This window comes from Pantoea sp. M_10 (assembly GCF_008631515.1).
In the GTDB taxonomy this organism is placed as follows: domain Bacteria; phylum Pseudomonadota; class Gammaproteobacteria; order Enterobacterales; family Enterobacteriaceae; genus Pantoea; species Pantoea anthophila.
Genome location: NZ_VWUL01000001.1, coordinates 476,288 through 498,897 on the forward strand (window position 1 = coordinate 476,288; position 22,610 = coordinate 498,897).

The 22,610-nt window shown below is 56.3% G+C and carries 25 protein-coding genes and 1 other annotated feature; of the genes, 9 read left to right on the forward strand and 16 right to left on the reverse strand.

The window, feature by feature from the left end; all coding sequences use genetic code 11:
- Positions 1 to 91: 91 nt before the first annotated feature.
- Positions 92 to 1,138 (forward strand): 3-deoxy-7-phosphoheptulonate synthase, encoded by a 1,047-nt coding sequence (locus F3I47_RS02305; protein WP_046101726.1) that lies wholly within the window; start codon positions 92 to 94, stop codon positions 1,136 to 1,138.
- A 7-nt stretch (positions 1,139 to 1,145) separates the two neighbouring features.
- On the opposite strand, the gene F3I47_RS02310 is transcribed toward F3I47_RS02305, so the two are convergent.
- The 15 genes from F3I47_RS02310 to F3I47_RS02380 form a co-directional block, all read right to left on the reverse strand.
- Positions 1,146 to 2,597, reverse strand: a complete 1,452-nt coding sequence (locus F3I47_RS02310) for a YdiU family protein (RefSeq protein WP_150030060.1) — start codon at positions 2,595 to 2,597, stop codon at positions 1,146 to 1,148.
- Positions 2,598 to 2,682: 85 nt separating this feature from the next.
- A complete protein-coding gene (locus tag F3I47_RS02315) occupies positions 2,683 to 3,429 on the reverse strand; it encodes an EAL domain-containing protein (RefSeq protein ID WP_046101724.1) in 747 nt (248 codons plus the stop codon).
- Between the two features lie 294 nt (positions 3,430 to 3,723).
- Complete coding sequence (locus F3I47_RS02320; protein ID WP_009090526.1) at positions 3,724 to 4,182, reverse strand: C40 family peptidase; 459 nt, start codon at positions 4,180 to 4,182, stop codon at positions 3,724 to 3,726.
- A 68-nt stretch (positions 4,183 to 4,250) separates the two neighbouring features.
- Positions 4,251 to 5,000 (reverse strand): vitamin B12 ABC transporter ATP-binding protein BtuD, encoded by a 750-nt coding sequence (btuD, locus tag F3I47_RS02325; RefSeq protein ID WP_150029987.1) that lies wholly within the window; start codon positions 4,998 to 5,000, stop codon positions 4,251 to 4,253.
- Complete coding sequence (locus F3I47_RS02330; RefSeq protein WP_150029988.1) at positions 5,001 to 5,546, reverse strand: glutathione peroxidase; 546 nt, start codon at positions 5,544 to 5,546, stop codon at positions 5,001 to 5,003. It abuts the gene before it with no gap.
- Between the two features lie 40 nt (positions 5,547 to 5,586).
- Positions 5,587 to 6,570, reverse strand: a complete 984-nt coding sequence (gene btuC, locus F3I47_RS02335; protein ID WP_150029989.1) for a vitamin B12 ABC transporter permease BtuC — start codon at positions 6,568 to 6,570, stop codon at positions 5,587 to 5,589.
- A 170-nt stretch (positions 6,571 to 6,740) separates the two neighbouring features.
- Positions 6,741 to 7,043 (reverse strand): integration host factor subunit alpha, encoded by a 303-nt coding sequence (ihfA, locus tag F3I47_RS02340; protein ID WP_003853259.1) that lies wholly within the window; start codon positions 7,041 to 7,043, stop codon positions 6,741 to 6,743.
- 4 nt (positions 7,044 to 7,047) lie between these two features.
- Positions 7,048 to 9,435 carry a phenylalanine--tRNA ligase subunit beta gene (gene pheT / locus F3I47_RS02345; protein ID WP_150029990.1) on the reverse strand — a complete coding sequence of 796 codons (2,388 nt, stop codon included), beginning with the start codon at positions 9,433 to 9,435 and terminating at the stop codon, positions 7,048 to 7,050.
- 14 nt (positions 9,436 to 9,449) lie between these two features.
- Positions 9,450 to 10,433 carry a phenylalanine--tRNA ligase subunit alpha gene (pheS, locus tag F3I47_RS02350; RefSeq protein ID WP_009090534.1) on the reverse strand — a complete coding sequence of 328 codons (984 nt, stop codon included), beginning with the start codon at positions 10,431 to 10,433 and terminating at the stop codon, positions 9,450 to 9,452.
- 71 nt (positions 10,434 to 10,504) lie between these two features.
- Positions 10,505 to 10,630, reverse strand: a sequence feature (Phe leader region).
- Complete coding sequence (gene pheM / locus F3I47_RS22270; protein WP_106120997.1) at positions 10,581 to 10,625, reverse strand: pheST operon leader peptide PheM; 45 nt, start codon at positions 10,623 to 10,625, stop codon at positions 10,581 to 10,583. (Overlaps the previous feature by 45 nt.)
- A gap of 117 nt (positions 10,631 to 10,747) precedes the next feature.
- Complete coding sequence (rplT, locus tag F3I47_RS02360; RefSeq protein ID WP_006118956.1) at positions 10,748 to 11,104, reverse strand: 50S ribosomal protein L20; 357 nt, start codon at positions 11,102 to 11,104, stop codon at positions 10,748 to 10,750.
- Between the two features lie 41 nt (positions 11,105 to 11,145).
- Complete coding sequence (gene rpmI / locus F3I47_RS02365; RefSeq protein WP_009090535.1) at positions 11,146 to 11,343, reverse strand: 50S ribosomal protein L35; 198 nt, start codon at positions 11,341 to 11,343, stop codon at positions 11,146 to 11,148.
- 100 nt (positions 11,344 to 11,443) lie between these two features.
- Positions 11,444 to 11,995, reverse strand: coding sequence for a translation initiation factor IF-3 (gene infC / locus F3I47_RS02370; protein ID WP_033736278.1), 552 nt, complete (start codon positions 11,993 to 11,995; stop codon positions 11,444 to 11,446).
- A gap of 3 nt (positions 11,996 to 11,998) precedes the next feature.
- Positions 11,999 to 13,927 (reverse strand): threonine--tRNA ligase, encoded by a 1,929-nt coding sequence (gene thrS, locus F3I47_RS02375; protein WP_009090537.1) that lies wholly within the window; start codon positions 13,925 to 13,927, stop codon positions 11,999 to 12,001.
- Between the two features lie 246 nt (positions 13,928 to 14,173).
- Positions 14,174 to 14,935 carry a YdiY family protein gene (locus F3I47_RS02380; RefSeq protein ID WP_009090538.1) on the reverse strand — a complete coding sequence of 254 codons (762 nt, stop codon included), beginning with the start codon at positions 14,933 to 14,935 and terminating at the stop codon, positions 14,174 to 14,176.
- Positions 14,936 to 15,285: 350 nt separating this feature from the next.
- On the opposite strand from F3I47_RS02380, the gene ghoS reads away from it, so the two are divergent.
- The gene (gene ghoS / locus F3I47_RS02385) at positions 15,286 to 15,606 is read left to right on the forward strand and encodes a type V toxin-antitoxin system endoribonuclease antitoxin GhoS (RefSeq protein WP_150029991.1); all 321 of its coding nucleotides are present in this window, start codon (positions 15,286 to 15,288) and stop codon (positions 15,604 to 15,606) included.
- Between the two features lie 78 nt (positions 15,607 to 15,684).
- Positions 15,685 to 16,578 carry a fructosamine kinase family protein gene (locus F3I47_RS02390; RefSeq protein WP_150029992.1) on the forward strand — a complete coding sequence of 298 codons (894 nt, stop codon included), beginning with the start codon at positions 15,685 to 15,687 and terminating at the stop codon, positions 16,576 to 16,578.
- An 8-nt stretch (positions 16,579 to 16,586) separates the two neighbouring features.
- Here F3I47_RS02390 and F3I47_RS02395 read toward each other — a convergent pair whose 3' ends face one another.
- Entirely contained in the window at positions 16,587 to 17,123 is a 537-nt protein-coding gene (locus F3I47_RS02395) for a YniB family protein (protein ID WP_009090542.1), read from the reverse strand.
- 144 nt (positions 17,124 to 17,267) lie between these two features.
- Between F3I47_RS02395 and hxpB the strand changes: the two genes are divergently transcribed.
- The 6 genes from hxpB to F3I47_RS02425 all read left to right on the forward strand — a co-directional run bounded on the left by hxpB (position 17,268) and on the right by F3I47_RS02425 (position 22,595).
- Positions 17,268 to 17,936, forward strand: coding sequence for a hexitol phosphatase HxpB (gene hxpB / locus F3I47_RS02400; RefSeq protein ID WP_150029993.1), 669 nt, complete (start codon positions 17,268 to 17,270; stop codon positions 17,934 to 17,936).
- A gap of 174 nt (positions 17,937 to 18,110) precedes the next feature.
- The gene (kduI, locus tag F3I47_RS02405) at positions 18,111 to 18,947 is read left to right on the forward strand and encodes a 5-dehydro-4-deoxy-D-glucuronate isomerase (RefSeq protein WP_150030061.1); all 837 of its coding nucleotides are present in this window, start codon (positions 18,111 to 18,113) and stop codon (positions 18,945 to 18,947) included.
- 16 nt (positions 18,948 to 18,963) lie between these two features.
- The gene (kduD, locus tag F3I47_RS02410) at positions 18,964 to 19,725 is read left to right on the forward strand and encodes a 2-dehydro-3-deoxy-D-gluconate 5-dehydrogenase KduD (RefSeq protein WP_150029994.1); all 762 of its coding nucleotides are present in this window, start codon (positions 18,964 to 18,966) and stop codon (positions 19,723 to 19,725) included.
- A 138-nt stretch (positions 19,726 to 19,863) separates the two neighbouring features.
- The gene (locus F3I47_RS02415; RefSeq protein ID WP_150029995.1) at positions 19,864 to 20,454 is read left to right on the forward strand and encodes a metal-dependent hydrolase; all 591 of its coding nucleotides are present in this window, start codon (positions 19,864 to 19,866) and stop codon (positions 20,452 to 20,454) included.
- A gap of 151 nt (positions 20,455 to 20,605) precedes the next feature.
- Positions 20,606 to 21,997 (forward strand): L-cystine transporter, encoded by a 1,392-nt coding sequence (locus tag F3I47_RS02420; RefSeq protein ID WP_046101717.1) that lies wholly within the window; start codon positions 20,606 to 20,608, stop codon positions 21,995 to 21,997.
- Between the two features lie 187 nt (positions 21,998 to 22,184).
- Positions 22,185 to 22,595 carry a DUF6515 family protein gene (locus tag F3I47_RS02425; RefSeq protein WP_150029996.1) on the forward strand — a complete coding sequence of 137 codons (411 nt, stop codon included), beginning with the start codon at positions 22,185 to 22,187 and terminating at the stop codon, positions 22,593 to 22,595.
- Positions 22,596 to 22,610: the final 15 nt, after the last annotated feature.

The following is a 22,610-nucleotide window of genomic DNA, read 5'->3' on the forward strand; positions in this document are numbered from 1 at the left end:
TTCCGGGTTGAATTCGCACCCTGATGGTTTATTGTGACCACCATCACTTCCCGGTATTTCACCGCTGCGAAGAACCGTTTTCGAGAAACTCATGAATAAAACTGACGAACTGCGTACCGCGCGCATTGGTAATCTGATTACGCCTGCCAGCCTGGCGGCTGAGCACCCTGTCTCTGCGGCGATTGCCGATAATGTCACTGCAGCCCGCAAACGTATTGCCCGTATTCTGACCGGTGAAGATCCCCGCCTGCTGGTGGTGATCGGCCCCTGCTCGCTGCACGATCCCCGAGCGGCGCTGGAGTATGCTGAGCGCCTGAATGCGCTTCGCAGTCGCTATGCCGACCGACTGGAGATTGTTATGCGCGCTTACTTTGAAAAGCCGCGCACCGTGGTGGGCTGGAAAGGATTAATTTCCGATCCGGATCTGGATGGTCGTTATGATGTGAACCGTGGCATCTCTATTGCCCGCAAGCTGCTGATCGACATCAACGCCCTGGGCCTGCCTACCGCCACCGAATTTCTGGATATGGTGATCGGCCAGTTTATTGCCGACCTGATCAGCTGGGGCGCGATTGGCGCTCGCACCACCGAAAGCCAGATCCACCGCGAAATGGCCTCCGCCCTCTCCTGCCCGGTCGGCTTTAAAAACGGCACCGATGGCAACGTCCAGATTGCCGTGGATGCGATTCGTGCCGCGCGCGCCAGCCATATGTTCCTCTCGCCGGATAAGCTGGGCCAGATGACCATTTATCAGACCAGCGGCAATCCGCATGGTCATGTGATTCTGCGTGGCGGTAAACAGCCCAACTATCATGCCAGTGACGTCGCGGCGGCGGCTGAGAGTCTGTCAGCCTTTAATCTGCCAGAGCAGCTGGTCATCGATTTCAGTCACGGCAACTGCCTGAAGCAGCACCGTCGCCAGAAGGATGTGGCTGCAGATGTCGCGGAGCAGATTAAAGCAGGATCGCGTGCCGTGGCGGGCGTCATGATTGAAAGTTTCCTGCAGGAGGGCAATCAGAAGGTGGTGAGTGGTGAGCCCCTGGTTTACGGCCAGTCGATTACCGATCCCTGCCTCGGCTGGGAGGATAGTGAAGCTGTTCTCGCCCTGCTGGCCGAGGCGGTTTCTCACCGCCTCTGAGTCTCTGTCAGCTGGAGCAGCTCACCTCAAGCGTTTTACCCCAGTCTGGTGGCCGCTGACGATAGTCGGCGGCTGTTTCATCACTGAAGGGTTGCTGCAGCGCCTGGTGCAGACGCGCCAGCGCCCCCTGCTCTCCCTGCTCAGCCTCTTCAATCGCCTGCTGTGCCAGGTAATTTCTGAGGATCACCGCCGGGTTTGCCGCCTTCATCACCGCCTGACGCTCCGCATCGCTGACCTGTTCATCCATCAGGCGGCTGCGGTAGCGCTGATACCAGCGGTCAAAGGCCTCACGATCAATGAACTCATCCCGCAGCGGTGAACGGCTTTCCGCCTGTTGCGTCTCACTCAGTTGCCGGAACGTCAGGGTGTAATCGCTGTGCTCCTGCGTCATCAGCGCCAGCAGGTCGGTCAGGATCTGATTGTCGCTGCTCTGCTGGGTCAGTAAACCGAGTTTAGCTCGCATCCGCTCTCCCCACACCCGCATCAGTTCAGGTTCATAAGCGCTGAGTGCCGAGCGCAGTTGTTCAGTCGTCAGCAGCCCTGACAGCGCATGGGCCAGGCGGTTAAGGTTCCACATGCCAATCATTGGCTGATTTTCAAAACTGTAGCGCCCCTGATAGTCGCTATGGTTGCAGATGAAGTCAGGCTGATAATCATCCAGAAAACCATAGGGGCCGTAGTCGATGGTCAGACCCAGAATCGACATGTTGTCCGTGTTCATCACGCCATGCGCGAAGCCCACGCTCTGCCACAGCGCAATCAGCCGGGCAGTGCGCACCACAACGTCGGTAAACCAGCGCTGATAGCGATCCGCCTCCTCCACCAGATGCGGCCAGTGATGGCGGATGGCATAGTCGGCCAGCTGCTGCACTTTCTCCTGCTGCTGGCTGTAAAAGAAATGCTCGAAATGACCAAAGCGCAGATGGCTGGGTGAAATGCGCATCAGCATTGCACCGCGCTCCGCCGTTTCACGGTAAACCGGCTCATCGCCAATCGACAGGGTCAGGGCGCGCGTGGTGGGGATCCCCAGATGGTGCAATGCTTCAGAGGCCAAAAACTCGCGAACGCTGGAACGGATCACCGCCCGCCCATCCCCCATGCGGGAATAGGGGGTCAGGCCCGCGCCCTTGAGGTGCCAGTCAAGTTTCTGGCCATCCTCTGTGCGCTGTTCTCCCAGCAGGATGCCGCGCCCGTCGCCCAGCTGACCGGCCCAGACGCCAAACTGATGGCCACTGTACACCTGGGCCAGTGGCTGCATGCCGGGCAGCAGTGCCGCGCCGTGCCAGACGTCATGCCCGTTACCGGCGAAGAGTGCGCTATCCAGCCCCATTGAGGCGGCCAGCGGGGCGTTATGATAGAGCAGGCGTCCGCCTGCCAGCGGCGTTGGGTTAAGCGCGGTATAGCATCCGGTAAGCTCCCGGAACCAGGTATTGTCAAAAGATAGCTTGCCTGAGGACATTGTTTCTCCCATGCGATGCTCAGCGAGACGTCGGTTTGCCAAAACCTTCAGTGTAACGCTGATATCGGGGATTAAACAGGTTCCATCAGCCAGGATGCTGAGAAGAAGGTCGGCGACTGTCGGCGCGGATCAGGGAACGCAACGCGTCAGATTTGACCACCGGGAACAGTGCGCCCTGAAAATCGACCCCACTGAGCTGGCTCACTTTATCCAGCAGCCGATCATCGTCGATGCCGCAAATAATCAGCCGGTCACAATGGGTGCGGAAATTATCGATAATGCTCTGCATGAACGGCACAAACGACGCGCGCTTTGCCAGGGAGTGAATAAACTCTTTATCCAGACAGATCCAGCTGAATAAATTATCGTAGACCGCATTCGAGGGTGTTTTGCCAGCCCCAAAATGGGAAAGCGCTAAATTAAACTCATCATGCAGGCTCGCCAGCAGCGGATTATTTTTTCCGAGCTTCAGCTGCGGAAACGTTTCAGTGATATTCAGCAGAATGAAGGGCAGCTGCTTTATTTTGCGCATCACTAATTCGCTGGCCAGAAGCGTCCGGGCCATTCCTTCATCAATACGGATCAATGCGGAGACGTCGTGCGACTCGAATAACGCACGGTTCTGCTCCAGCAGGCTAATCTGACTTTGCAGCAGGCGTAACTGCTGCGACTCATCGAGCTGCGGCAGCAGCAGATCCTGAGGCAGTGTGATCGGCGCACTTTCATGCACAAACTGCGTAACCAGCTCAACAGCAGCCAGCCGTCCGTCAGCATCACAGACAGGATAAAACCAGATTTCCGACTGATAGTCGGCCGAAAGATGAATTTTCATTTTAATGCCAGAATATGCGGCGATGTTGATATCGTATAGTAATGGTCAGGCTCAGGCAATAGCGCCAAATCATTGAAGAGACGACCTTCTTTGCCCTTCCACCACCGTTTGCCAGCCTGCGATGACGCTTAAGCCAAATAGTGACGACAAAACTGCGCTTATTAGCGGAATTAAACCAGCATTTATTATGCCTAATAAAATCTCCGCTCAGAAACTGTCATTTAAAATAAAACTTTTAACGGCTGTTTTTTCTCTATTTTAAATTGGACTTAAGTCTTATTTCAGACTCTCCGGTTAAATACGGCGAGCCTGCCAGAAGACTTTGCGCCAGTAGACGTTGTCCAGCGAGGAGCGGATCACCCCCTGGCTGGTGGAAGCATGAATAAAGGCATTATCACTGTCGTAAATGCCGACATGCAGGCCATTCTCCCCGCGACCGGTTTTAAAGAAGACCAGATCGCCGGGCAGCAGTTCATCTTTACTGATACGGGTGCCGATATCACTCTGTGCTGAGGTGGTGCGCGGCAGTTGCAGCGCAAAGCGGTCGCGGAAGGTCAGATAGACAAAGCCAGAGCAGTCGACACCGTTGCGGCTCATGCCGCCATAGCGATAGGGCGTGCCGTGCCAGTGACCGAGCTGGTCGTTCAGCTCTGCAATCACGGTAATCGAGTCGGAGAGACGACCATTAATCGGCGGGGCGTGATGACTGCATCCCGTCAGCAGCAGAACCAAAATCAGCAAACCCAGGCGCATCGCCAAATGTCCTTATCAGAAGTTGCAACCGGTTTAATGTAGCGGTAAAGCCCGCCGGGTAGCAAGTGTCAGGGCAGGACGGTCAGCAGCCTGCGTCCTTCAAGCTCAATCTGCCGGAAGGCGATGCCATAAAGCGGTGTCAGCCGCTGCGGCGTCAGAACCGCGGCCGGTTCGCCCTGCGCAATGACCTGTCCCCTCTCCATCAGCCAGACCTGATTCGCCTGGTGCAGCGTGTGGTTAAGATCGTGACTGCTGGCGATCACGCTGATGCCCGCCGCACAGAGTCCGGCGATCAGATCGTCCACCGCTTTCTGCTGGGCGATATCCAGCGCGGTCATTGGCTCATCCAGAATCAGCAGCCGTCCGTCTGGATTGATGCGCGGATCAATTTGCAGGCAGACCGCCGCCAGGCGGACACGCTGCCACTCCCCGCCGGAGAGCCGGGTCAGTGAGTGGGCGAGTTTATCCTGCAGCTGAAGCTGCTGCAGCAGCGTGCTGAGCCGATCTTCATCCTGCACCCCCCTCTGTTTCAGATGCAGCCGTAAATAGTGCCAGACCGGCATCTGACTCAGGGGGGCCTGCTGCTGGGGAAGCCAGCCGCGAGCCCGGGCCAGCGCCGGGCTGCTCCACTCGGACAGCGGACGGTTATCCAGCACGATCCTGCCGGACGCGGCCTCCAGTCCGGCAACAACGCTGAGCAACGAGCTTTTTCCCGCGCCATTCGGACCGGCGACATGCAGCAACTGACCGGCGGCAAGCTCACCGTTCAGTGAGCACAGGCGCCCGGCGAGCGCCACCTGTTGCAGGCGCAGCAGCATCTATTTCGCCAGGGCCTGCTTAATGGTTTCCAGAATAATGGGATCTTCCGGGGTCATATCAGGCGCGAACCGCTGGACAACGCGACCGTCCCGGCCAATAACGAATTTTTCAAAGTTCCACAGGATGTCGCCCGGCGCTTTTGGTCCGCGCCCTTTGCTCACCTGACGCTCGTAAAAACCGCTGCCTTCGGGACGAACGGCGTCAGGACAGGCCGCGATCAGCTGAGCATAGAGCGGGTGACGCCCTTCCCCGTTAACGTCGGTTTTGGCAAACATCGGGAATGTCACGCCATAGGTGGTGCTGCAGAAGGTTTTGATCTCTTCGCTGCTGCCAGGCTCCTGCTCCAGAAACTGATTGCAGGGAAAACCCAGTACGCTGAAGCCGTGATCCTGCCAGGCCTTCTGCAGATTCTCCAGCTCCTCATACTGCGGGGTGAGGCCACATTTCGAGGCGACGTTTACCACCAGCAATACCTTGCCCTGCCACGCAGAGAGCGTGGTTTTTTCACCATCAAGCGTAACCAGTTCAGTGTCATAAATGTTCATGCTGAATTCCTGTTGTGGATGCAGAGTAGCCAGCCGAAAGCTAGCGCGAAGATTTTACCAGTAAAAGAATAAACAGCGGCGCGCCGAGTGTCGCCGTGACCACGCCTATCGGTAATTCGGCCGATGTCAGCGCCAGACGCGCGACGATATCGGCCGCTAACAGCACGCCTGCCCCAGCCAGCGCAGAGGCGGGCAGCAGATAACGGTGATCGCTAATGCCGCTCAGCCGCAGCAGGTGCGGGATCACCAGCCCGACAAAACCAATGGCACCGGCCATGGCAACGCTGATACCGACCAGCCAGCCCATCGCCAGCACCAGCAGATTGCGCCAGTAGAAAAGAGAGAGACCGAGCTGACGAGCGGAGATCTCCCCCAGCGCCAGCAGATTCAGTATGGGTCCCGTCGCATTCAGGGCCAGCATCACCGGCAGCAGCGCCAGCATCATGCCGCCATAGCGCCAGTCAATGCCGCTGAAGCCGCCCATCATCCAGTACATCAGCTGACGCAGGTCGAGGCTGGTGCTGAAGTAAACGGCCCAGGTCATGATGGCACTGCAGATAATCCCCAGCGCCACGCCCGTGAGTAACAGCCGGGTCACCGAGAGCTGACGGTGCGCGAAACAGAGCAGGATCAGCGTAATCATGAGTGCCCCGGCCATCGCGGCCAGGCCGAGGCTCCACAGCGAGCCGCTGCCCAGCAGTACGCCCAGCACCAGACCGATGCCCGCTCCGTTTGAGACGCCCAGCAGGCCAGGCTCGGCCAGCGGATTGGTAAACAGCGCCTGCATCACGACGCCGCACATCGCCAGGGATGCACCGACCAGCATCACCGCCAGACTGCGCGGCAGCCGCAGCTGCCAGACAAAGAGCCGGCCGCTCTCCGTAAACCACTCTGAGGGCGCGATCCAGCTGTCACCGGCACACAGGCTGCCACAGAGCAGCGCAAGCAGCATAAGAGCTAAAGTAATAAGCCATTTCTGGCCGCGCTGGTCGGCCTGAAGCGCGAGCGGGTCAAGCAGAGACATAGGCTGGATTTGCTGAGAAAACAGAGATTTGATTGTAGTGGGATTGCAGAAAAAAGAAAGGTGGTTGAGGCGGTGTGCGCCCTGCTGGCAGACGGGCGCGCCAGCGCAGTTACCGGCGGGTGAGACCATGAAAAAAGGCCGCTTGCGCGGCCTTTTTGAAACGCTGAAATTCAGTCAGTCTCTTTGGGTGTAGCGTTCTCTACGCGGCTTTTCAGCTTCTGTCCCGGGCGGAATGTCACTACGCGACGCGCGGTGATCGGAATATCTTCCCCCGTTTTCGGGTTTCTGCCAGGACGCTGGTTTTTGTCACGCAGGTCAAAATTGCCAAACCCAGACAGTTTTACCTGTTCTCCATTTTCCAAAGCGCGACGTACCTCTTCGAAAAACAGCTCTACTAACTCTTTGGCATCGCGTTTGCTCAGCCCGAGTTTCTCAAACAGGTACTCTGACATCTCAGCTTTTGTAAGCGCCATAGGTTCAATCCCTCAAGGTTGCCTGGAATCGCTCTTTTAATGCCGCAACACATTTGCCAACGGTCGCGGCAATCTCCTCTTCTTCGAGTGTCCGGCTGGTATCCTGCAAAATCAGGCTGATTGCGAGGCTCTTGAAGCCCTCAGAAACGCCCTTACCGCGGTACACGTCAAACAAGTTTACGCCAACTACCTGATTTACGCCAACTTTCTTACACTCCGCGATGATATCTGCTGCAGGGACGTTTTCAGCCACCACAACAGCAATATCACGACGGTTAGCCGGGAAGCGAGAAATCTCGCGCGCGTCAGGCAGGACGCGGTCTGCGACCTTATTCCAAAGCAGTTCAAAGACTAAGGTGCGGCCGTTGAGATCCAGCTTACGTTCCAGCTCAGGATGAACGACTCCGATAAATCCGATTCGTTCATCGTGCAAATAAATCGCCGCGCTCTGTCCCGGATGCAACGCCGGATTGGCTTCAGCCCGGAAGCTGATCGCATCCAGTTTGCCGGTTAAATCGAGCAGCGACTCTAAATCGCCTTTTAAATCATAGAAGTCAACTGCCTGGCGCGCCAGATCCCAGTGCTCTTCAACACGGTTTCCGCTGATAACACCGGCCAGCATAAGATCCTGACGGATGCCTAAATCTGCCTGCGTGTCGGGCACAAAGCGTAAGCCGCTCTCAAACAGACGTACGCGACTCTGCTGACGGTTCTGGTTGTAGACGACTGCGCTGAGCAGGCCGGTCCACAGGGAGAGACGCATGGTCGACATCTCGCTGGAGATCGGGCTTGGCAGCAGCAGCGCCTCTTCACCCGGATGCAGCAGCTGCTGAACCTTCGGATCAACGAAGCTGTAGGTAATCGCTTCCTGATACCCCTTGTCCACCAGCAGGTTTTTCACGCGTTTCAGCGACAGGTTCGCTTCGCGATGCTGAGTCATGACCAGCCCCGCCTGCACCGGCACGTTCGGGATGTTGTTGTAGCCGTAAACGCGGGCCACTTCTTCAACCAGATCTTCCTCAATCGCCATGTCGAAGCGCCAGCTCGGGGCGATCGCCTGCCACTCACCTTCGCCTGTCGTGACGTCGCAGCCGAGACGGGTCAGAATATCGGTAACCTGCTCATCGGCGATGACATGACCAATCAGGCGATCCAGTTTTTCCCGGCGCAGGGTGATCGTCGCCGGAACCGGCAAGGCGGCCTGATGCGTCTGATCGATGATCGGGCCGGCTTCACCCCCGCAGATGGAGAGCAGCAGCGCGGTTGCACGCTCCAGCGCGATATGTTGCAGCGCCGGATCAACGCCTCGCTCATAGCGATGTGACGCGTCGGTGTGCAGACCGTGACGACGGGCGCGGCCGGTGATCGCCAGCGGGTCAAACCAGGCGCACTCAAACAGAATGTTCTGCGTTTCGCTGTTCACGCCCGAATGTTCGCCACCAAAGATACCCGCCATCGCCAGCGCCTGCTGGTGATCGGCGATGACCAGCGTGTCTGACTGCAGGCTGGCTTCAGTGCCATCCAGGAGCGTCAGCTTTTCGCCCTCTTTCGCCATGCGCACCACGATGCCGCCGTTGAGGCGATCGAGGTCGAAGGCGTGCATCGGCTGACCCAGTTCCAGCAGCACATAGTTGGTGATATCCACCACCGGATCGATTGAGCGGATACCACAGCGACGCAGCTTCTCTTTCATCCACAATGGCGTGGCCGCACCAACGTTAACGCCTTTCACTACGCGACCCAGGTAGCGCGGACAGGCCTCCACCGCATCAACCTGAATCGGGAAGGTGTCACTCAGCGTGGCAGCGACCGGCTGAATCTCTGGCTTGTTCAGCGGCAGACCGTTCAGCACCGCCACATCACGCGCGATACCGATCAGGCCCAGACAGTCCGCGCGGTTAGGCGTGACGCTGATTTCAATGGTGTTGTCATCCAGCTGAAGCCAGGCGCGGATGTCGGTGCCCACGGGCGCATCGGCAGGCAGTTCAATAATGCCGTTGTGGTCGTCGCTGATTCCCAGCTCGGAGAAAGAGCAGAGCATCCCTTCTGACGGCTCACCACGCAGTTTGGCCGCTTTGATTTTGAAATCACCCGGCAGCACCGCACCCACGGTGGCGACGGCGACTTTCAGCCCCTGGCGGCAGTTCGGCGCGCCGCAGACGATATCCAGCAGACGGTCACCGCCCACATTAATTTTGGTCACCCGCAGTTTGTCAGCATTCGGGTGCTGACCGCACTCCACCACTTCGCCAACCACGACACCGTTGAACGCACCGGCGACGGCCTCAACGCCATCCACTTCCAGACCGGCCATGGTGATTTGTTCAGACAGCGCGGCGCTGTCCAGGGCTGGATTTACCCATTCGCGTAACCAGAGTTCACTGAATTTCATTGGATAACCTGCCCTTACTTAAATTGTTTGAGGAAACGTAAATCGTTTTCGAAGAATGCGCGCAGATCGGTCACGCCATAGCGCAACATGGTCAGACGCTCCATGCCCATACCAAAGGCGAAACCGGAGTAAACTTCCGGGTCAATGCCGACATTGCGCAGCACATTAGGGTGCACCATGCCGCAGCCCAGCACTTCCAGCCACTTGCCGTTTTTACCCATGACGTCCACTTCTGCTGAAGGCTCAGTAAACGGGAAGTAGGACGGACGGAAACGAATCTGCAAATCTTCTTCGAAGAAGTTGTTCAGGAAATCGTGCAGCGTGCCTTTGAGATTGGTAAAGCTGATGTTTTTATCCACGATCAGCCCTTCCATCTGATGGAACATCGGCGTGTGGGTCTGATCGTAATCGTTACGGTAGACGCGGCCTGGCGCGATGATACGAATCGGCGGCTGCTGAGCCTGCATGGTACGGATCTGCACGCCGGAAGTCTGGGTACGCAGCAGACGGGTGGCGTCAAACCAGAAGGTATCGTGATCGGCACGCGCCGGGTGGTGAGCAGGAATATTGAGTGCATCAAAGTTATGATAATCATCTTCAATTTCCGGCCCGGTGACGACAGCAAAGCCTAACTCACCGAAGAAGGTCTCAATGCGATCCATCGTGCGGGTGACCGGATGCAGGCCGCCATTTTCAATACGGCGACCCGGCAGTGACACATCGATGGTCTCTTCCGCCAGACGCGCATTCAGCGCCGCCGATTCCAGCGCCTCTTTACGCGCGTTCAGGCGGTCGGTGACCTGCTGTTTCGCTTCGTTGATTACCGCACCGGCTGCAGGGCGCTCTTCAGCAGGCAACTCGCGTAAGGTGGTCATCTGTAATGTCAGATGCCCTTTCTTACCGAGATATTCGACGCGCACCGCGTCAAGGGCGGCGATATCTGTCGCCCCGTCGATAGCCGCCGTGGCGCTGGCCACCAGTTCTGCGAGTTGGGACATAATTTCCTCTTTTTCCAGTCAGGCTGGTCAGTTCTTGTTGGGACCTGCCGGTCCAGTATGCTAACGCCAGAAACAAAAAAGCCTCCACGAGGGAGGCTTTTAGCGCGATTTTTCGTTTCTTTTCTTATGCGCAAAAGCCCCCGGATGTCAGGCGCTAAAGTAAAAAAAGAAACGGAAAATAGCAGCATTCATGCTTGCAGTTACCTTGTCATGCTTTACGAGGGCACTATTGAAATGCGCGGAGACGAAAATGTCAATCTTTTGCGCAGCTTACAGGCAATAAAAAAGGGAGCAAGCTCCCTTTTTCATCTGACTTACGCCAGAGCTGATTTCGCTTTTTCGACCAGTGCAGTGAAGGCCACTTTGTCGAATACGGCGATATCGGCCAGGATCTTACGGTCGATCTCAATGGCTGCTTTTTTCAGACCATTGATGAAACGGCTGTAAGACATGCCGTTCTGACGAGCCGCTGCGTTGATACGCGCGATCCACAGCTGACGGAACTGACGCTTACGCTGACGACGGTCACGGTAAGCATACTGACCAGCTTTGATAACAGCCTGGAAGGCAACGCGGTAAACACGTGAACGTGCACCGTAATAGCCTTTAGCTTGTTTTAAGATTTTTTTGTGACGTGCGCGAGCAACTACACCACGTTTAACGCGAGCCATGTGAGCTCTCCTGTTCTATATTCTGTTTAAAAAAAATGGACTTATGCGTACGGCAGGCAGGCAGAAACCAGACCCAGATCGCCTTTTGACACCATGCCTTTAGGGCGCAGGTGACGTTTACGCTTAGTAGATTTTTTGGTCAGAATATGACGCAGGTTTGCGTGTTTACGCTTGAAGCCGCCAGAAGCGGTCTTCTTGAAGCGCTTAGCCGCGCCACGTACAGTTTTAATCTTTGGCATTTTTAAAAATATCCACTTCGCATTGTTGATAACATGACCCAGACAGGCGAACAGAAAACCGCACAACGCGAACGCTGCGCGGTTAATGTTACTTGAAAGCCTACTGTTTCTTCTTAGGAGCGAGCACCATGATCATCTGGCGGCCTTCGATCTTCGAAGGGAAGGATTCGACAATGGCCAAATCCAGATCTTCACACAGGTCTTTACGGACGCGGTTAAGCACTTCCATACCGATCTGCTGGTGCGCCATCTCACGACCACGGAAACGCAGCGTGATTTTGGCTTTATCGCCATCTTCCAGAAAGCGAATCAGGTTGCGTAGTTTGACCTGATAGTCGCCATCATCGGTTCCAGGACGGAATTTAATTTCCTTAACCTGAATAACTTTTTGCTTCTTCTTCTGTTCCTTAGAAGATTTGCTTTTTTCGTAGAGGAACTTGCCGTAATCCATAATACGGCAAACCGGCGGTTCGGCGTTCGGGCTAATTTCGACTAAGTCAGCACCCGATTCCTCGGCTTTTTCCAGAGCTTCGCGTAATGAGACGATGCCAAGCGGCTCGCCATCCATGCCCGTTAAGCGCACTTCAGTTGCGCGGATTTCGCTGTTAATTTTGTTCGGACGCGTCGGTAGTACTCGTTTTCCGCCTTTAATACTTTATTCCTCCAGTTGATGAAGATTTCGGCTGCGAATCTCTTGTTGCAACTTCTCAACAAAGAGATCGACATCCATCGACCCCAGGTCTTTACCACGGCGGGTGCGAACGGCAACTTTGCCTGCTTCCACCTCTTTATCACCGCAGACCAGCATATAAGGGACGCGACGTAATGTGTGCTCGCGGATTTTAAAGCCTATCTTCTCATTTCTCAAGTCTGCCTTCACACGAATGCCAGCATTCTGCAGCTTACGCGTTAAAGACTCAACATATTCCGCTTGTCCATCGGTAATATTCATGACCACGACCTGCTGTGGTGCCAGCCAGGTTGGGAAGAAACCAGCAAACTCCTCGGTCAGAATACCGATGAAGCGTTCCATCGATCCCAGAATCGCACGGTGAATCATCACAGGCGTCTGACGATCGTTATTTTCACCCACATACGTCGCTTCAAGACGTTTTGGCAGGGAGAAGTCTAGCTGAACGGTTCCACACTGCCAGGCGCGATCAAGACAATCGTACAGGGTAAACTCAATTTTCGGGCCGTAGAAGGCGCCTTCGCCTGGCTGGAACTCAAATTCAATGTTGTTTTCGTTCAGCGCGGCAGCCAGATCTTCCTCGGCACGGTCCCACATCTCATCGGTGCCGATGCGCTTCTCAGGACGGGTAGAGAGTTTGACCACAATCTTTTCGAAGCCGAAGGTGCTGTACATGTCATAAACCATGCGGATACAGCTGTTCACTTCGTCACGTACCTGCTCTTCTGTACAGAAGACGTGGGCATCATCCTGGGTAAAGCCGCGTACACGCATCAGGCCATGCAGCGCACCTGATGGCTCATTACGGTGACAGCTACCGAACTCGGCCATACGCAGCGGCAGGTCACGGTACGATTTCAGACCCTGATTAAAGATCTGAACGTGTCCCGGACAGTTCATCGGTTTAATGCAATATTCACGGTTCTCAGACGAGGTGGTGAACATCGCTTCTTTATAGTTTTCCCAGTGCCCGGTTTTTTCCCACAGGACGCGGTCCATCATGAACGGACCCTTCACTTCCTGGTACTGGTACTCTTTCAGCTTGCTGCGGACAAACACTTCCAGTTCGCGGAAGATGGTCCAGCCGTCGTTATGCCAGAAGACCATACCGGGTGCTTCTTCCTGCATGTGGTAGAGATCCAGCTGCTTACCAATCTTGCGATGGTCACGCTTTGCCGCCTCTTCCAGACGCTGCAGATAGGCTGCCAGCTGCTTTTTGTCTGCCCATGCGGTGCCATAGATGCGTTGCAGCATCTTGTTGCTGCTGTCGCCGCGCCAGTAGGCACCGGAGATCTTCTGCAGTTTAAAGTGATGGCAGAACCGCATGTTCGGCACGTGCGGACCGCGGCACATGTCGACATATTCTTCATGATGATAGAGGCCAGGCTTATCGTCGTGGCTGATGTTTTCATCAAGAATGGTGGTTTTGTAGATTTCGCCGCGCGCCGCAAAGACGTCACGGGCTTCCTGCCAGCTGACCTTTTTCTTCACCACATCGTAGTTGGTCTCAGCCAGCTGATGCATGCGTTTTTCCAGCAGGTCGATATCTTCCTGGGTCAGCGTACGATCGATGTCGACATCATAATAGAAGCCGTTATCAATGACCGGGCCAATCGCCATTTTCGTATCCGGCCACAGCTGCTTAATGGCATGCCCTAACAGGTGCGCGCAGGAGTGACGGATGATTTCCAGACCGGCTTCATCTTTTGCAGTGATAATCGCCACGGCGGCGTCTTCGGTGATGGGATCGACCGCATCAACCAGTTCACCGTTCACGCGGCCAGCGATACAGGCTTTCGCCAGACCCGGCCCGATGTCCAGCGCGATATCCATCACACTGACAGGGCGGTCGAACACACGCTGGCTGCCATCAGGAAGCGTAATTACAGGCATTTCTAATCCTTATTTGCAGTGGTAGGCCACACGAAAGCCTACATGCAACGTCATGTAAAATGGGTGACCTGGCGTAACATCAGACCCACATTGTCGGAATGTCGCCAGGATTGCCGTGCGGGGCAGATGATAGCAGTTTTCCTGGTCGAGAAAAACCATCCCCTTTTTGCTAAGCCGTGGAGAGATCAAAAAAAAGCGGCCTGACAGAGTGTCAGGCCGCCGGGCAGATCACGGTTAAAATTGCGCTTACATCGCGTAGGAGAGCATAACCGAGGTTTTGGTGTCGGTGCGATCCGGCGCAGATTCCGGCGGATTGTTGTTCCAGGTCACGTTGTACGCCAGCTTCAGGGCGAAGTGGCTGTTAATTGCCACCTGCAGGCCGGTTTCAGAGTTCACGGTGGTATCTTCACCGAAGCTGCTCAGTACAGACACACCTTGGACAAATTTGGTGGTGTCAGTGAGCTGCCACTGATAGCTGACCGCGCCATAGCCCAGCGCTTTGGTTTCGTGGCCGCCATCGTGGAAATCGTCGTAGCGCACACCCGGACCAAATTCCGCACGCAGTGAATGCACCGGACCGTTCAGGATCTGACGACCGTAACCGGCTGTCAGAACGTCGCGCGAATCGTAACCATTGAAACGATCGCTTAACCAGCTCGCCTGACCAAACAGGTAGTCATAGTTGCTGACGTTGTAACGTGAACGACCGCCGATGCTATAGGTCTCGGAAGAGCGCTCATCGTTTGACGAGGTGTTGGCCGCGTTACCCCACAAGCTGTAAGCCATTGATGACTGATACCAGGTCATATTGGTCTGAGCGGTCATTGATGAACTGGTGGTGTTACCGGTTTGCGCCAGGTATCCCGCAGCAGCTGAGCCTTCAAACGGCTTTTTCGCCGTAGAGGGGTCATCCATTGAGGTGAATACGGCGTTATCGGCCAGTGCCTGGTGACAAAATGCTCCGGCGGAGAGCAGAAGAACAGCAGACAGCTTGTTATAGGCTTTCATTAAATGTGATCCGTGCGACAGTTTAAAAAACGAAGAGTCTGAAGCGTTTTGCCCGGCATTCAATGCAATTTACGGTAAGTTTTGTAAAAAAATATTAACTCACCCGAAATGCGTGGAATCAGCCCTGCAATACGTGTTAATTGGGACTCATCTGATTAACGTCGCGCATTATAGTGCTGCGAAAGGGAAAAGATAGCGGTAGCCGCAGAAGATTTTTCCACCCCCGCGCACCTGCCTGACAGGAATTTACGCCCGGCATCACGGCAGGCACCGCGCATCCCCTTCATAATTCGCCTGATTTTTCACCATGGTCTACGCTCAGTTCAGTTTCCCTTCCCCGGAGGTGCCTCATGAGCAACAACGCCTTAACACGCTATATCGTGACCTTTCACTATCAGGAATCGGGATTAAGCGACATCCTGGAGCTGACCAGCGCCATGACAGCGGCCGGTTTCACCACCACCCTGGCTGACGATGAGGGCCACCCGCATGAACTCGGGACCAACAGCTTTGGTATTGTCAGCCCGCTGTCGCCTGAAGCGCTGCAGCAGCAGGTCACTGCGGCGGGTGAAAGCGTGCTGGGTCAGCGGCCGGACGTGACCGTGACGACCTTCGAAGCGTTTCTGCGCGACACCGCTGAACATCGCCCCACCCGCTCCGCACCAGAATAAGAGGTGCAATCGGGCTGGTTTTGGTGAATATTTACGCAGTACAATCTGTCTTACGCAGCGAATAACGAGGATAGCCCAATGTGGTCAGCCATTAGTCGTCTGTTAAGCGAGCAGTTAGGCAATGCCGAAATCACCGAACGTCACGCCCTGGCCGGCGGCGACATCCATCCCACCTGGCGTATCCGCTACGGTGATCACGACGTGTTCGTCAAAAGTAACAGCCGGGACAGGCTGTCACTCTTCACCTGGGAAGCTGACCAGCTGGCGCTGCTGGCGCGCACCGGCACGGTTCGCGTGCCGGAGGTCTATGGCGTAGGCCAGCACCGCGAGGAGAGCTTCCTGCTGCTGGAATATATTCCGCCTCAGCCACTTGATGAGCAGAGTGCCTGGCGGCTCGGGCAGCAGCTGGCGCACCTTCATCAGTGGAGCGAGCAGACACAGTTCGGTCTCGATTTCGACAACAACATCACCACGACTCCTCAGCCCAACAGCTGGCTGCGCCGCTGGTCGGTCTTTTTTGCCGAGCAGCGCATCGGCTGGCAGTTACAGCTGGCGGCAGAAAAAGGGGTGCTCTACGGGGATACCGAGCTGATCATTGCCGCCGTGCAGCGGGTGCTGGCCTCCCATCATCCGCAGCCGTCGCTGCTGCATGGCGACCTCTGGCCAGCCAACTGTGCCAGCAGCCACAGTGGCCCCTGGGTGTTCGATCCTGCCTGCTACTGGGGCGACCGGGAGTGCGATTTAGCCATGCTGAGCTGGTACCCCGACCTGCCGCGTCAGATTTACGACGGCTATCAGTCGGTCTGGCCGTTACCGGATGGGTTCTCGCAGCGTCTGCCGGTCTATCAGCTCTACTATTTGCTGAACCGGGCTAACGTCTTTGGCGGGCACTGGCCGGACGACGCACAATTCGCCATCGGCCAGTTGCTGGAAGAGGATCCGCTGAGCGCCAGTCAGGCCAGACCGGCCTGACGACGCCCTCAGATAAAGCCGAGCAGCGACAGCACGAAATAACCGGCTACCGCAATGACCACGGGCAGGATGTAAAGCGGGAAGATCTGCAGGAAGATGGTGTGACGGGGTACGCGCACCTTCTCTTCCAGCTGCTGACGGCTTCGCCCTTCGCTGCCCTTTGCCTGCTCCAGGATCATCTGATCTTCAATGCCCTCTCTGACATGACGGGCCTGACGCCCCATGCGCGCGCCGGATGACTCCAGTGCCAGTCCGACAAAAATCAGGATGTAGATCAGCCAGAATCCCAGGTTCATCTGACCATTAAATTCCGGCACCGGGGAGTTGTGCCAGAAGATGTTCAGGAAGGGGGTGTTAAAGCGAAGCATATCGACGATAACATGAACAAAGTCGAGCATTACCGCGTCGATACCTGGCTGCTTTTCACTGTGCTTAAACATAAAGCTCAGCACCGAAATAATGGTCGACAGCAGCGCCACCAGAAAGAGCACCCAGCCTGCCACACGCTTAAGGATGGCGATGCGGCCAGCCTGTTGATAGGTCATAATATCTCCTGAACCCGAAATCCGATTTGCCGTAAGTCTACCTGCCAATGAAGAAATTTCCCAAAAAAAGCATGGCCGACGGGCGAAGCGTGCGCCAGCCGGGAATGATGCTATGGTAAAACCGACTTTAAAAGGAGACCTCTGATGCCCTATCACCGCCCTGTCCTCGCCGCCCTGTTTGATATGGATGGTTTACTGATCGATTCTGAGCCGCTGTGGGATCAGGCTGAACTGGATATCTTTTCAACGCTGGATGTTGACCTGTCACGTCGCAGTGAAATGCCCGACACGCTGGGTTTGCGCATCGACCAGACGGTGCGGATGTGGTACGAAACGCTGCCGTGGCAGAGGCCGTCGCAGCAGGAGGTCACGGAGCGGATTATCGTGCGCGCCATGACGCTGGTCGATCAGACCCGCCCCCTGTTGCCGGGCGTGGAAACCGCACTGCAACTCTGTCAGGAGCAGGGACTGAAGATTGGCCTGGCATCCGCCTCTCCGATGGCGATGCTGGAACAGGTGCTGGAGATCTTTAATCTGCGTCACTATTTTGATGTGCTCTCCTCCGCAGAAGCCCTGCCCTACAGCAAGCCCCATCCGCAGGTCTATCTCAATGCCGCCGCCAGTCTGGAGATCGATCCGCTGAACTGCGTCACGCTGGAGGATTCGTTTAACGGCATGATCGCCACTAAAGCGGCCCGCATGCGGTCGATTGTGGTACCTGCCGCTGAGCACCGCGACGATCCGCGCTGGGCGCTGGCGGATGTCCGGCTGGACACCCTGACGCAGCTTAGCCCGACGCATCTGAAAGGATGACCCCCCGCCCGCTTTAAGCGGGCTTTTTTTTGCTCAGGCATTCTGCAGTTGATCTGAATCTCAAAAAATTAAAACAGCGTTTCATTTTTATTGAATCACTGTCTCACCCTGCCTAAGATGCCCACATCGTCCCCTGATCGGGGGATGAATAACCTGACTCCAGAGGGGCACGAGATGGACATTCGCCAGAGCATTCACAGCGATCACGCTAAACAACTCGACACTGACGCACTGCGCCAGGCATTTCTGATTGAAAAGATATTTACCGCCGATCACTACACCCTGACCTACAGCCACATTGACCGCATCATTACGGGCGGCGTCATGCCGGTGAATCAGCCGGTCACGATGGGGGATGAGATGGGCAAACAGCTGGGCGTCGCCTGGTTTCTCGAACGCCGTGAACTGGGCATGATCAATATTGGCGGTCCGGGTCTGGTGGAGGTGGATGGCAAAACGTGGGAAATCGGTCACGAAGAGGCGCTCTATATCGGCAAAGGGGCGCGCGATCTGCTGTTTCGCAGCCTCGACGCATCGCAGCCCGCAAAATTTTATTTCAACAGTGCACCGGCGCACACCACCTTTCCGGACAGAAAGATCACGCTGCAGGAGGCGGTCAACGCCACGCTGGGCGATGCGGCAAGCGCTAATTGCCGCACCATACACAAATTTATCGTGCCCGACGTGTTGCCTACCTGTCAGCTCACGATGGGCCTGACCAGGCTGCATGAGGGCAGTCTCTGGAACACCATGCCCTGTCACACCCATGAACGCCGCATGGAAGTCTATTTCTATTTCGACATGAGCGAAGATCACGCCGTCTTCCACATGATGGGAGAGCCGCAGCAAACCCGTCATCTGCTGGTCCATAACGAGCAGGCAGTGATCTCACCCAGCTGGTCGATACACGCGGGTGTCGGAACCCAGCGTTACGCCTTTATCTGGGGAATGGTGGGTGAGAATCAGGTCTTTGATGATATGGACGCGGTCAGGATTAGCGAACTGCGTTAAGCGGAGGACAAGCCAAATGGTACTGAACAGATTTGATTTAACAGGCAAAGTCGCCATCGTGACCGGCTGTAATACCGGGCTTGGCCAGGGGATGGCACTGGGGCTGGCGCAGGCTGGCTGCGACATTGTGGGCATCAACCGCATCGAACCGGCTGACACGCAGCATAAAGTGGAGGCACTTGGCCGCCGCTTCTGGTCCGTTTCAGCCGATCTGATGTCTCCTGAGGTCATCCCGCAGGTCGCGGAAGAGGCGGTCGCCGCGGCAGGCAGAGTGGATATCCTGGTCAACAATGCCGGGATTATCCGTCGTGAGGATGCCCTGAAATTCAGCGTGCAGGACTGGGATGATGTGATGAACATCAACTGCAAGACGGTGTTTTTCCTCTCACAGCAGGTCGCGCAGCGGTTTATCGCGCAGGGAAGCGGCGGCAAAATCATTAATATTGCGTCCATGCTCTCGTTTCAGGGAGGCATTCGCGTTCCCTCTTACACCGCCTCAAAAAGCGCTGTCATGGGCTTAACCCGTCTGATGGCTAACGAGTGGGGACGGCATGGCATCAATGTTAATGCTATCGCGCCAGGCTACATGGCGACCGATAATACCGAACCCCTGCGCAAAGATGCGGCGCGCAGCGCTGAGATCCTTGACCGTATTCCGGCAGGCCGCTGGGGCGTGCCGGATGACATGATGGGGCCGGTGGTCTTTCTGGCCTCGTCTGCAGCAGACTATATTAATGGTTACACGCTGGCGGTTGATGGCGGCTGGCTGGCCCGCTAGAACACGGGGTGAGCCGTGACATGCCGCAGCTCGCCCTGTAAAAAAATTCACTGTTAGTTACAGCGTCACATGTTCTCATTTACTGGATAAATCCCTATACTGGATGTATCGACAGTTTCTTAGCATCCAGGTTCTATCATGACGGGCGAAGGCCACATCATTTTTGCCATTGCCAGCGCTATTTTTGCCAAACGTGCGGAGCTGACCCCGGTTCTGGCGCAGGCCGACTGGTGGCATCTCGTTCCTTCAGCCCTGCTGACATGTCTGTTGCCCGACATCGATCACCCTAAATCCCTGCTGGGTCAGCGGCTGCGCTGGCTCTCACAGCCGATTGCGCGCGCATTTGGTCACCGGGGCTTTACCCACAGCCTGCTGGCGGTGGCCGCCGGTTTATGGCTTTTTCAGATTAACCTGCCCAAATCGTCACCCATACCACCTGATGTCCTGCAGGGTCTGACCCTGGGCTACCTCAGCCATATTGTGGCCGATATGCTGACGCCTGCCGGGGTGCCACTGCTGTGGCCCTGCCGCTGGCGCTTCCGCCTGCCGATTCTGCGCAGCCAGAAAGGCAATCAGCTTGAGCGGGTGTTGTGTCTGGGTCTGGTGGGCTATGCGCTCTGGTTTCCGGTGGGAATGCCTTCCTTTGGTGCAAACGGCTGGCCGAGCCAGCTGTTCGATACGCTGCAGAATGGGGTCGGACGGTTAATTTCCAGTCATACCGCACAATAAACCCGCAAAAATCAACAGTTAGTTATAAACCATGCCATTTGGATATAAGGCAGCCTCTCCGGCTGCTGTTACCATTCCTGCTGTCTTAATTCGTGATTAACATTATGCGGCCTCTCCCGGACGACAGGCCGCATTACTCTGGAGTTTCGGTATGGACCTTCCTCTTACGCTTAATATCGCGGCCTTCGTGGTGCTGCTGGTATTACTCTCCCGCTTCAGCCGCCATAGCTGGAGCCTGTCGAAGAAAGTGTTGATCGGTCTGGTGATCGGTGTGCTGTTCGGCCTGGTGCTGCAGCTGATCTACGGTGAAAACAGCGCCGTGGTCAAAGCGTCGATCAGCTGGTTTAACATCGTTGGCAATGGTTATGTCCAGCTGCTGCAGATGGTCGTCATGCCGCTGGTGTTCGTCTCGATTCTGAGTGCGGTCGCCCGTCTGCATAATGCCTCGTCGCTGGGAAAAATCAGCGTACTGACCATTGGCGTACTGCTCTTTACCACCGCGATTTCTGCGCTGGTCGGCGTCTTTGTGACCGGTCTGTTTGGCCTCAGCGCGGAAGGTCTGGTGCAGGGTGTCCAGGAAACCGCACGCCTGAGTGCGATCCAGAGCAACTATGTCGGCAAGGTCTCCGACCTGAGCGTGCCTCAGCTGGTGCTCTCCTTTATCCCGAAAAATCCGTTTGCCGATCTGACCGGTGCCAGTCCGACCTCCATCATCAGCGTGGTCATTTTTGCCGCCTTCCTGGGGATGGCCGCTCTGCAACTGCTGAAAGATGACCAGGAGAAAGGTCAGCGGGTGCTGGTGGCGATTGACACCCTGCAGTCGTGGGTCATGAAGCTGGTGCGTTTAGTGATGAAGCTGACGCCGTATGGCGTGCTGGCGCTGATGACCAAAGTCGTAGCCGGTTCTAACCTGCAGGACATCATCAAGCTGGGCAGCTTTGTGGTCGCCTCTTACCTCGGCCTGGCGATAATGTTTGCGGTTCATGCCCTGCTGCTGTCGGTAAACGGCATCAACCCGCTGCGCTTCTTCCGCAAAGTGTGGCCGGTGATTACCTTCGCCTTTACCAGCCGCTCCAGCGCCGCCAGCATTCCGCTGAGCGTAGAGACTCAGACCCGTCGCCTGGGCGTGCCAGAGTCTGTGGCGAGCTTTGCAGCCTCCTTTGGTGCCACGATCGGCCAGAACGGCTGTGCCGGTCTCTATCCGACCATGCTGGCGGTGATGGTGGCGCCTACGGTTGGCATCAACCCGTTTGACCCGCTGTGGATTGCGACGCTGGTCGGGATCGTCACCCTGAGTTCAGCCGGTGTGGCCGGTGTCGGCGGCGGCGCGACGTTTGCCGCCCTGATTGTGCTGCCTGCGATGGGCCTGCCGGTGACCCTGGTTGCGCTGCTGATCTCTATCGAGCCGCTGATCGATATGGGCCGTACCGCCCTGAACGTCAATGGCTCCATGACCGCCGGTTCACTCACCAGCCGCTGGTTAGGCCTGACCGACAGGCGCGTGCTGGAAAGTGACGACCACGCCGAACTGGCGCACCGTTAATTTCTGCTCAACCTGGCGCATCCGCGCCAGGTTAATCCCTTTCCGCTCTCCATAATCTTCCCTGTTCATGGCGACGCCGTTAAGAAAGCGTTAAGCGTGGTAAACAGGCGAAAATCCGCCGCTTTAGCGCTTGTCTTTCTTCTGTAAAAAGCGAATTCTGCCTCCACTCGTCTGTGGAGAATGCCCGATGAAAAAAATGATCGTCTCACTTCTGACGCTGACGCTCTTAGCGCCCGCCCTGGCTTCTGCGCATCCCGGCGGCTGGGGCCCGCCGGGAGGATGGGGACCGCATGAGGGATGGGGCCGGCACGGTGGCCCCGGTCCGCGCTGGGGAGGGCCAGGTCCGTTGCGCTTTCTGCCCGAAGCCGCTACCGCCGTATTGATTGGCGGGCTGACCTACTACCTGCTTAACGGCAACTATTATCAGCGTCACGGTGAGGAGTATGTCGTGGTGGCGCCACCGCCAGAGACGCGGATCAGCGGTGAGATGCATGTGCTGGATTTCAACGGCAGGCGTTTTTATGTGCAGGATGGCCACTACTACCAGCGGCAGATTGACGGCGATTATGTCGAGGTGCCGCGCCCGGCAGGATTGTAACGGCAGGCTTGCTAC

Bases quoted from the DNA above. Each gene is read 5' to 3' on its own strand.
- F3I47_RS02305 (WP_046101726.1), top strand. From the start codon at position 92: ATGAATAAAACTGACGAACTGCGTACCGCGCGCATTGGTAATCTGATT.
- F3I47_RS02310 (WP_150030060.1), bottom strand. From the start codon at position 2,597: ATGTCCTCAGGCAAGCTATCTTTTGACAATACCTGGTTCCGGGAGCTT.
- F3I47_RS02315 (WP_046101724.1), bottom strand. From the start codon at position 3,429: ATGAAAATTCATCTTTCGGCCGACTATCAGTCGGAAATCTGGTTTTAT.
- F3I47_RS02320 (WP_009090526.1), bottom strand. From the start codon at position 4,182: ATGCGCCTGGGTTTGCTGATTTTGGTTCTGCTGCTGACGGGATGCAGT.
- btuD (WP_150029987.1), bottom strand. From the start codon at position 5,000: ATGCTGCTGCGCCTGCAACAGGTGGCGCTCGCCGGGCGCCTGTGCTCA.
- F3I47_RS02330 (WP_150029988.1), bottom strand. From the start codon at position 5,546: ATGAACATTTATGACACTGAACTGGTTACGCTTGATGGTGAAAAAACC.
- btuC (WP_150029989.1), bottom strand. From the start codon at position 6,570: ATGTCTCTGCTTGACCCGCTCGCGCTTCAGGCCGACCAGCGCGGCCAG.
- ihfA (WP_003853259.1), bottom strand. From the start codon at position 7,043: ATGGCGCTTACAAAAGCTGAGATGTCAGAGTACCTGTTTGAGAAACTC.
- pheT (WP_150029990.1), bottom strand. From the start codon at position 9,435: ATGAAATTCAGTGAACTCTGGTTACGCGAATGGGTAAATCCAGCCCTG.
- pheS (WP_009090534.1), bottom strand. From the start codon at position 10,433: ATGTCCCAACTCGCAGAACTGGTGGCCAGCGCCACGGCGGCTATCGAC.
- rplT (WP_006118956.1), bottom strand. From the start codon at position 11,104: ATGGCTCGCGTTAAACGTGGTGTAGTTGCTCGCGCACGTCACAAAAAA.
- rpmI (WP_009090535.1), bottom strand. From the start codon at position 11,343: ATGCCAAAGATTAAAACTGTACGTGGCGCGGCTAAGCGCTTCAAGAAG.
- thrS (WP_009090537.1), bottom strand. From the start codon at position 13,927: ATGCCTGTAATTACGCTTCCTGATGGCAGCCAGCGTGTGTTCGACCGC.
- F3I47_RS02380 (WP_009090538.1), bottom strand. From the start codon at position 14,935: ATGAAAGCCTATAACAAGCTGTCTGCTGTTCTTCTGCTCTCCGCCGGA.
- ghoS (WP_150029991.1), top strand. From the start codon at position 15,286: ATGAGCAACAACGCCTTAACACGCTATATCGTGACCTTTCACTATCAG.
- F3I47_RS02390 (WP_150029992.1), top strand. From the start codon at position 15,685: ATGTGGTCAGCCATTAGTCGTCTGTTAAGCGAGCAGTTAGGCAATGCC.
- F3I47_RS02395 (WP_009090542.1), bottom strand. From the start codon at position 17,123: ATGACCTATCAACAGGCTGGCCGCATCGCCATCCTTAAGCGTGTGGCA.
- hxpB (WP_150029993.1), top strand. From the start codon at position 17,268: ATGCCCTATCACCGCCCTGTCCTCGCCGCCCTGTTTGATATGGATGGT.
- kduI (WP_150030061.1), top strand. From the start codon at position 18,111: ATGGACATTCGCCAGAGCATTCACAGCGATCACGCTAAACAACTCGAC.
- kduD (WP_150029994.1), top strand. From the start codon at position 18,964: ATGGTACTGAACAGATTTGATTTAACAGGCAAAGTCGCCATCGTGACC.
- F3I47_RS02415 (WP_150029995.1), top strand. From the start codon at position 19,864: ATGACGGGCGAAGGCCACATCATTTTTGCCATTGCCAGCGCTATTTTT.
- F3I47_RS02420 (WP_046101717.1), top strand. From the start codon at position 20,606: ATGGACCTTCCTCTTACGCTTAATATCGCGGCCTTCGTGGTGCTGCTG.
- F3I47_RS02425 (WP_150029996.1), top strand. From the start codon at position 22,185: ATGAAAAAAATGATCGTCTCACTTCTGACGCTGACGCTCTTAGCGCCC.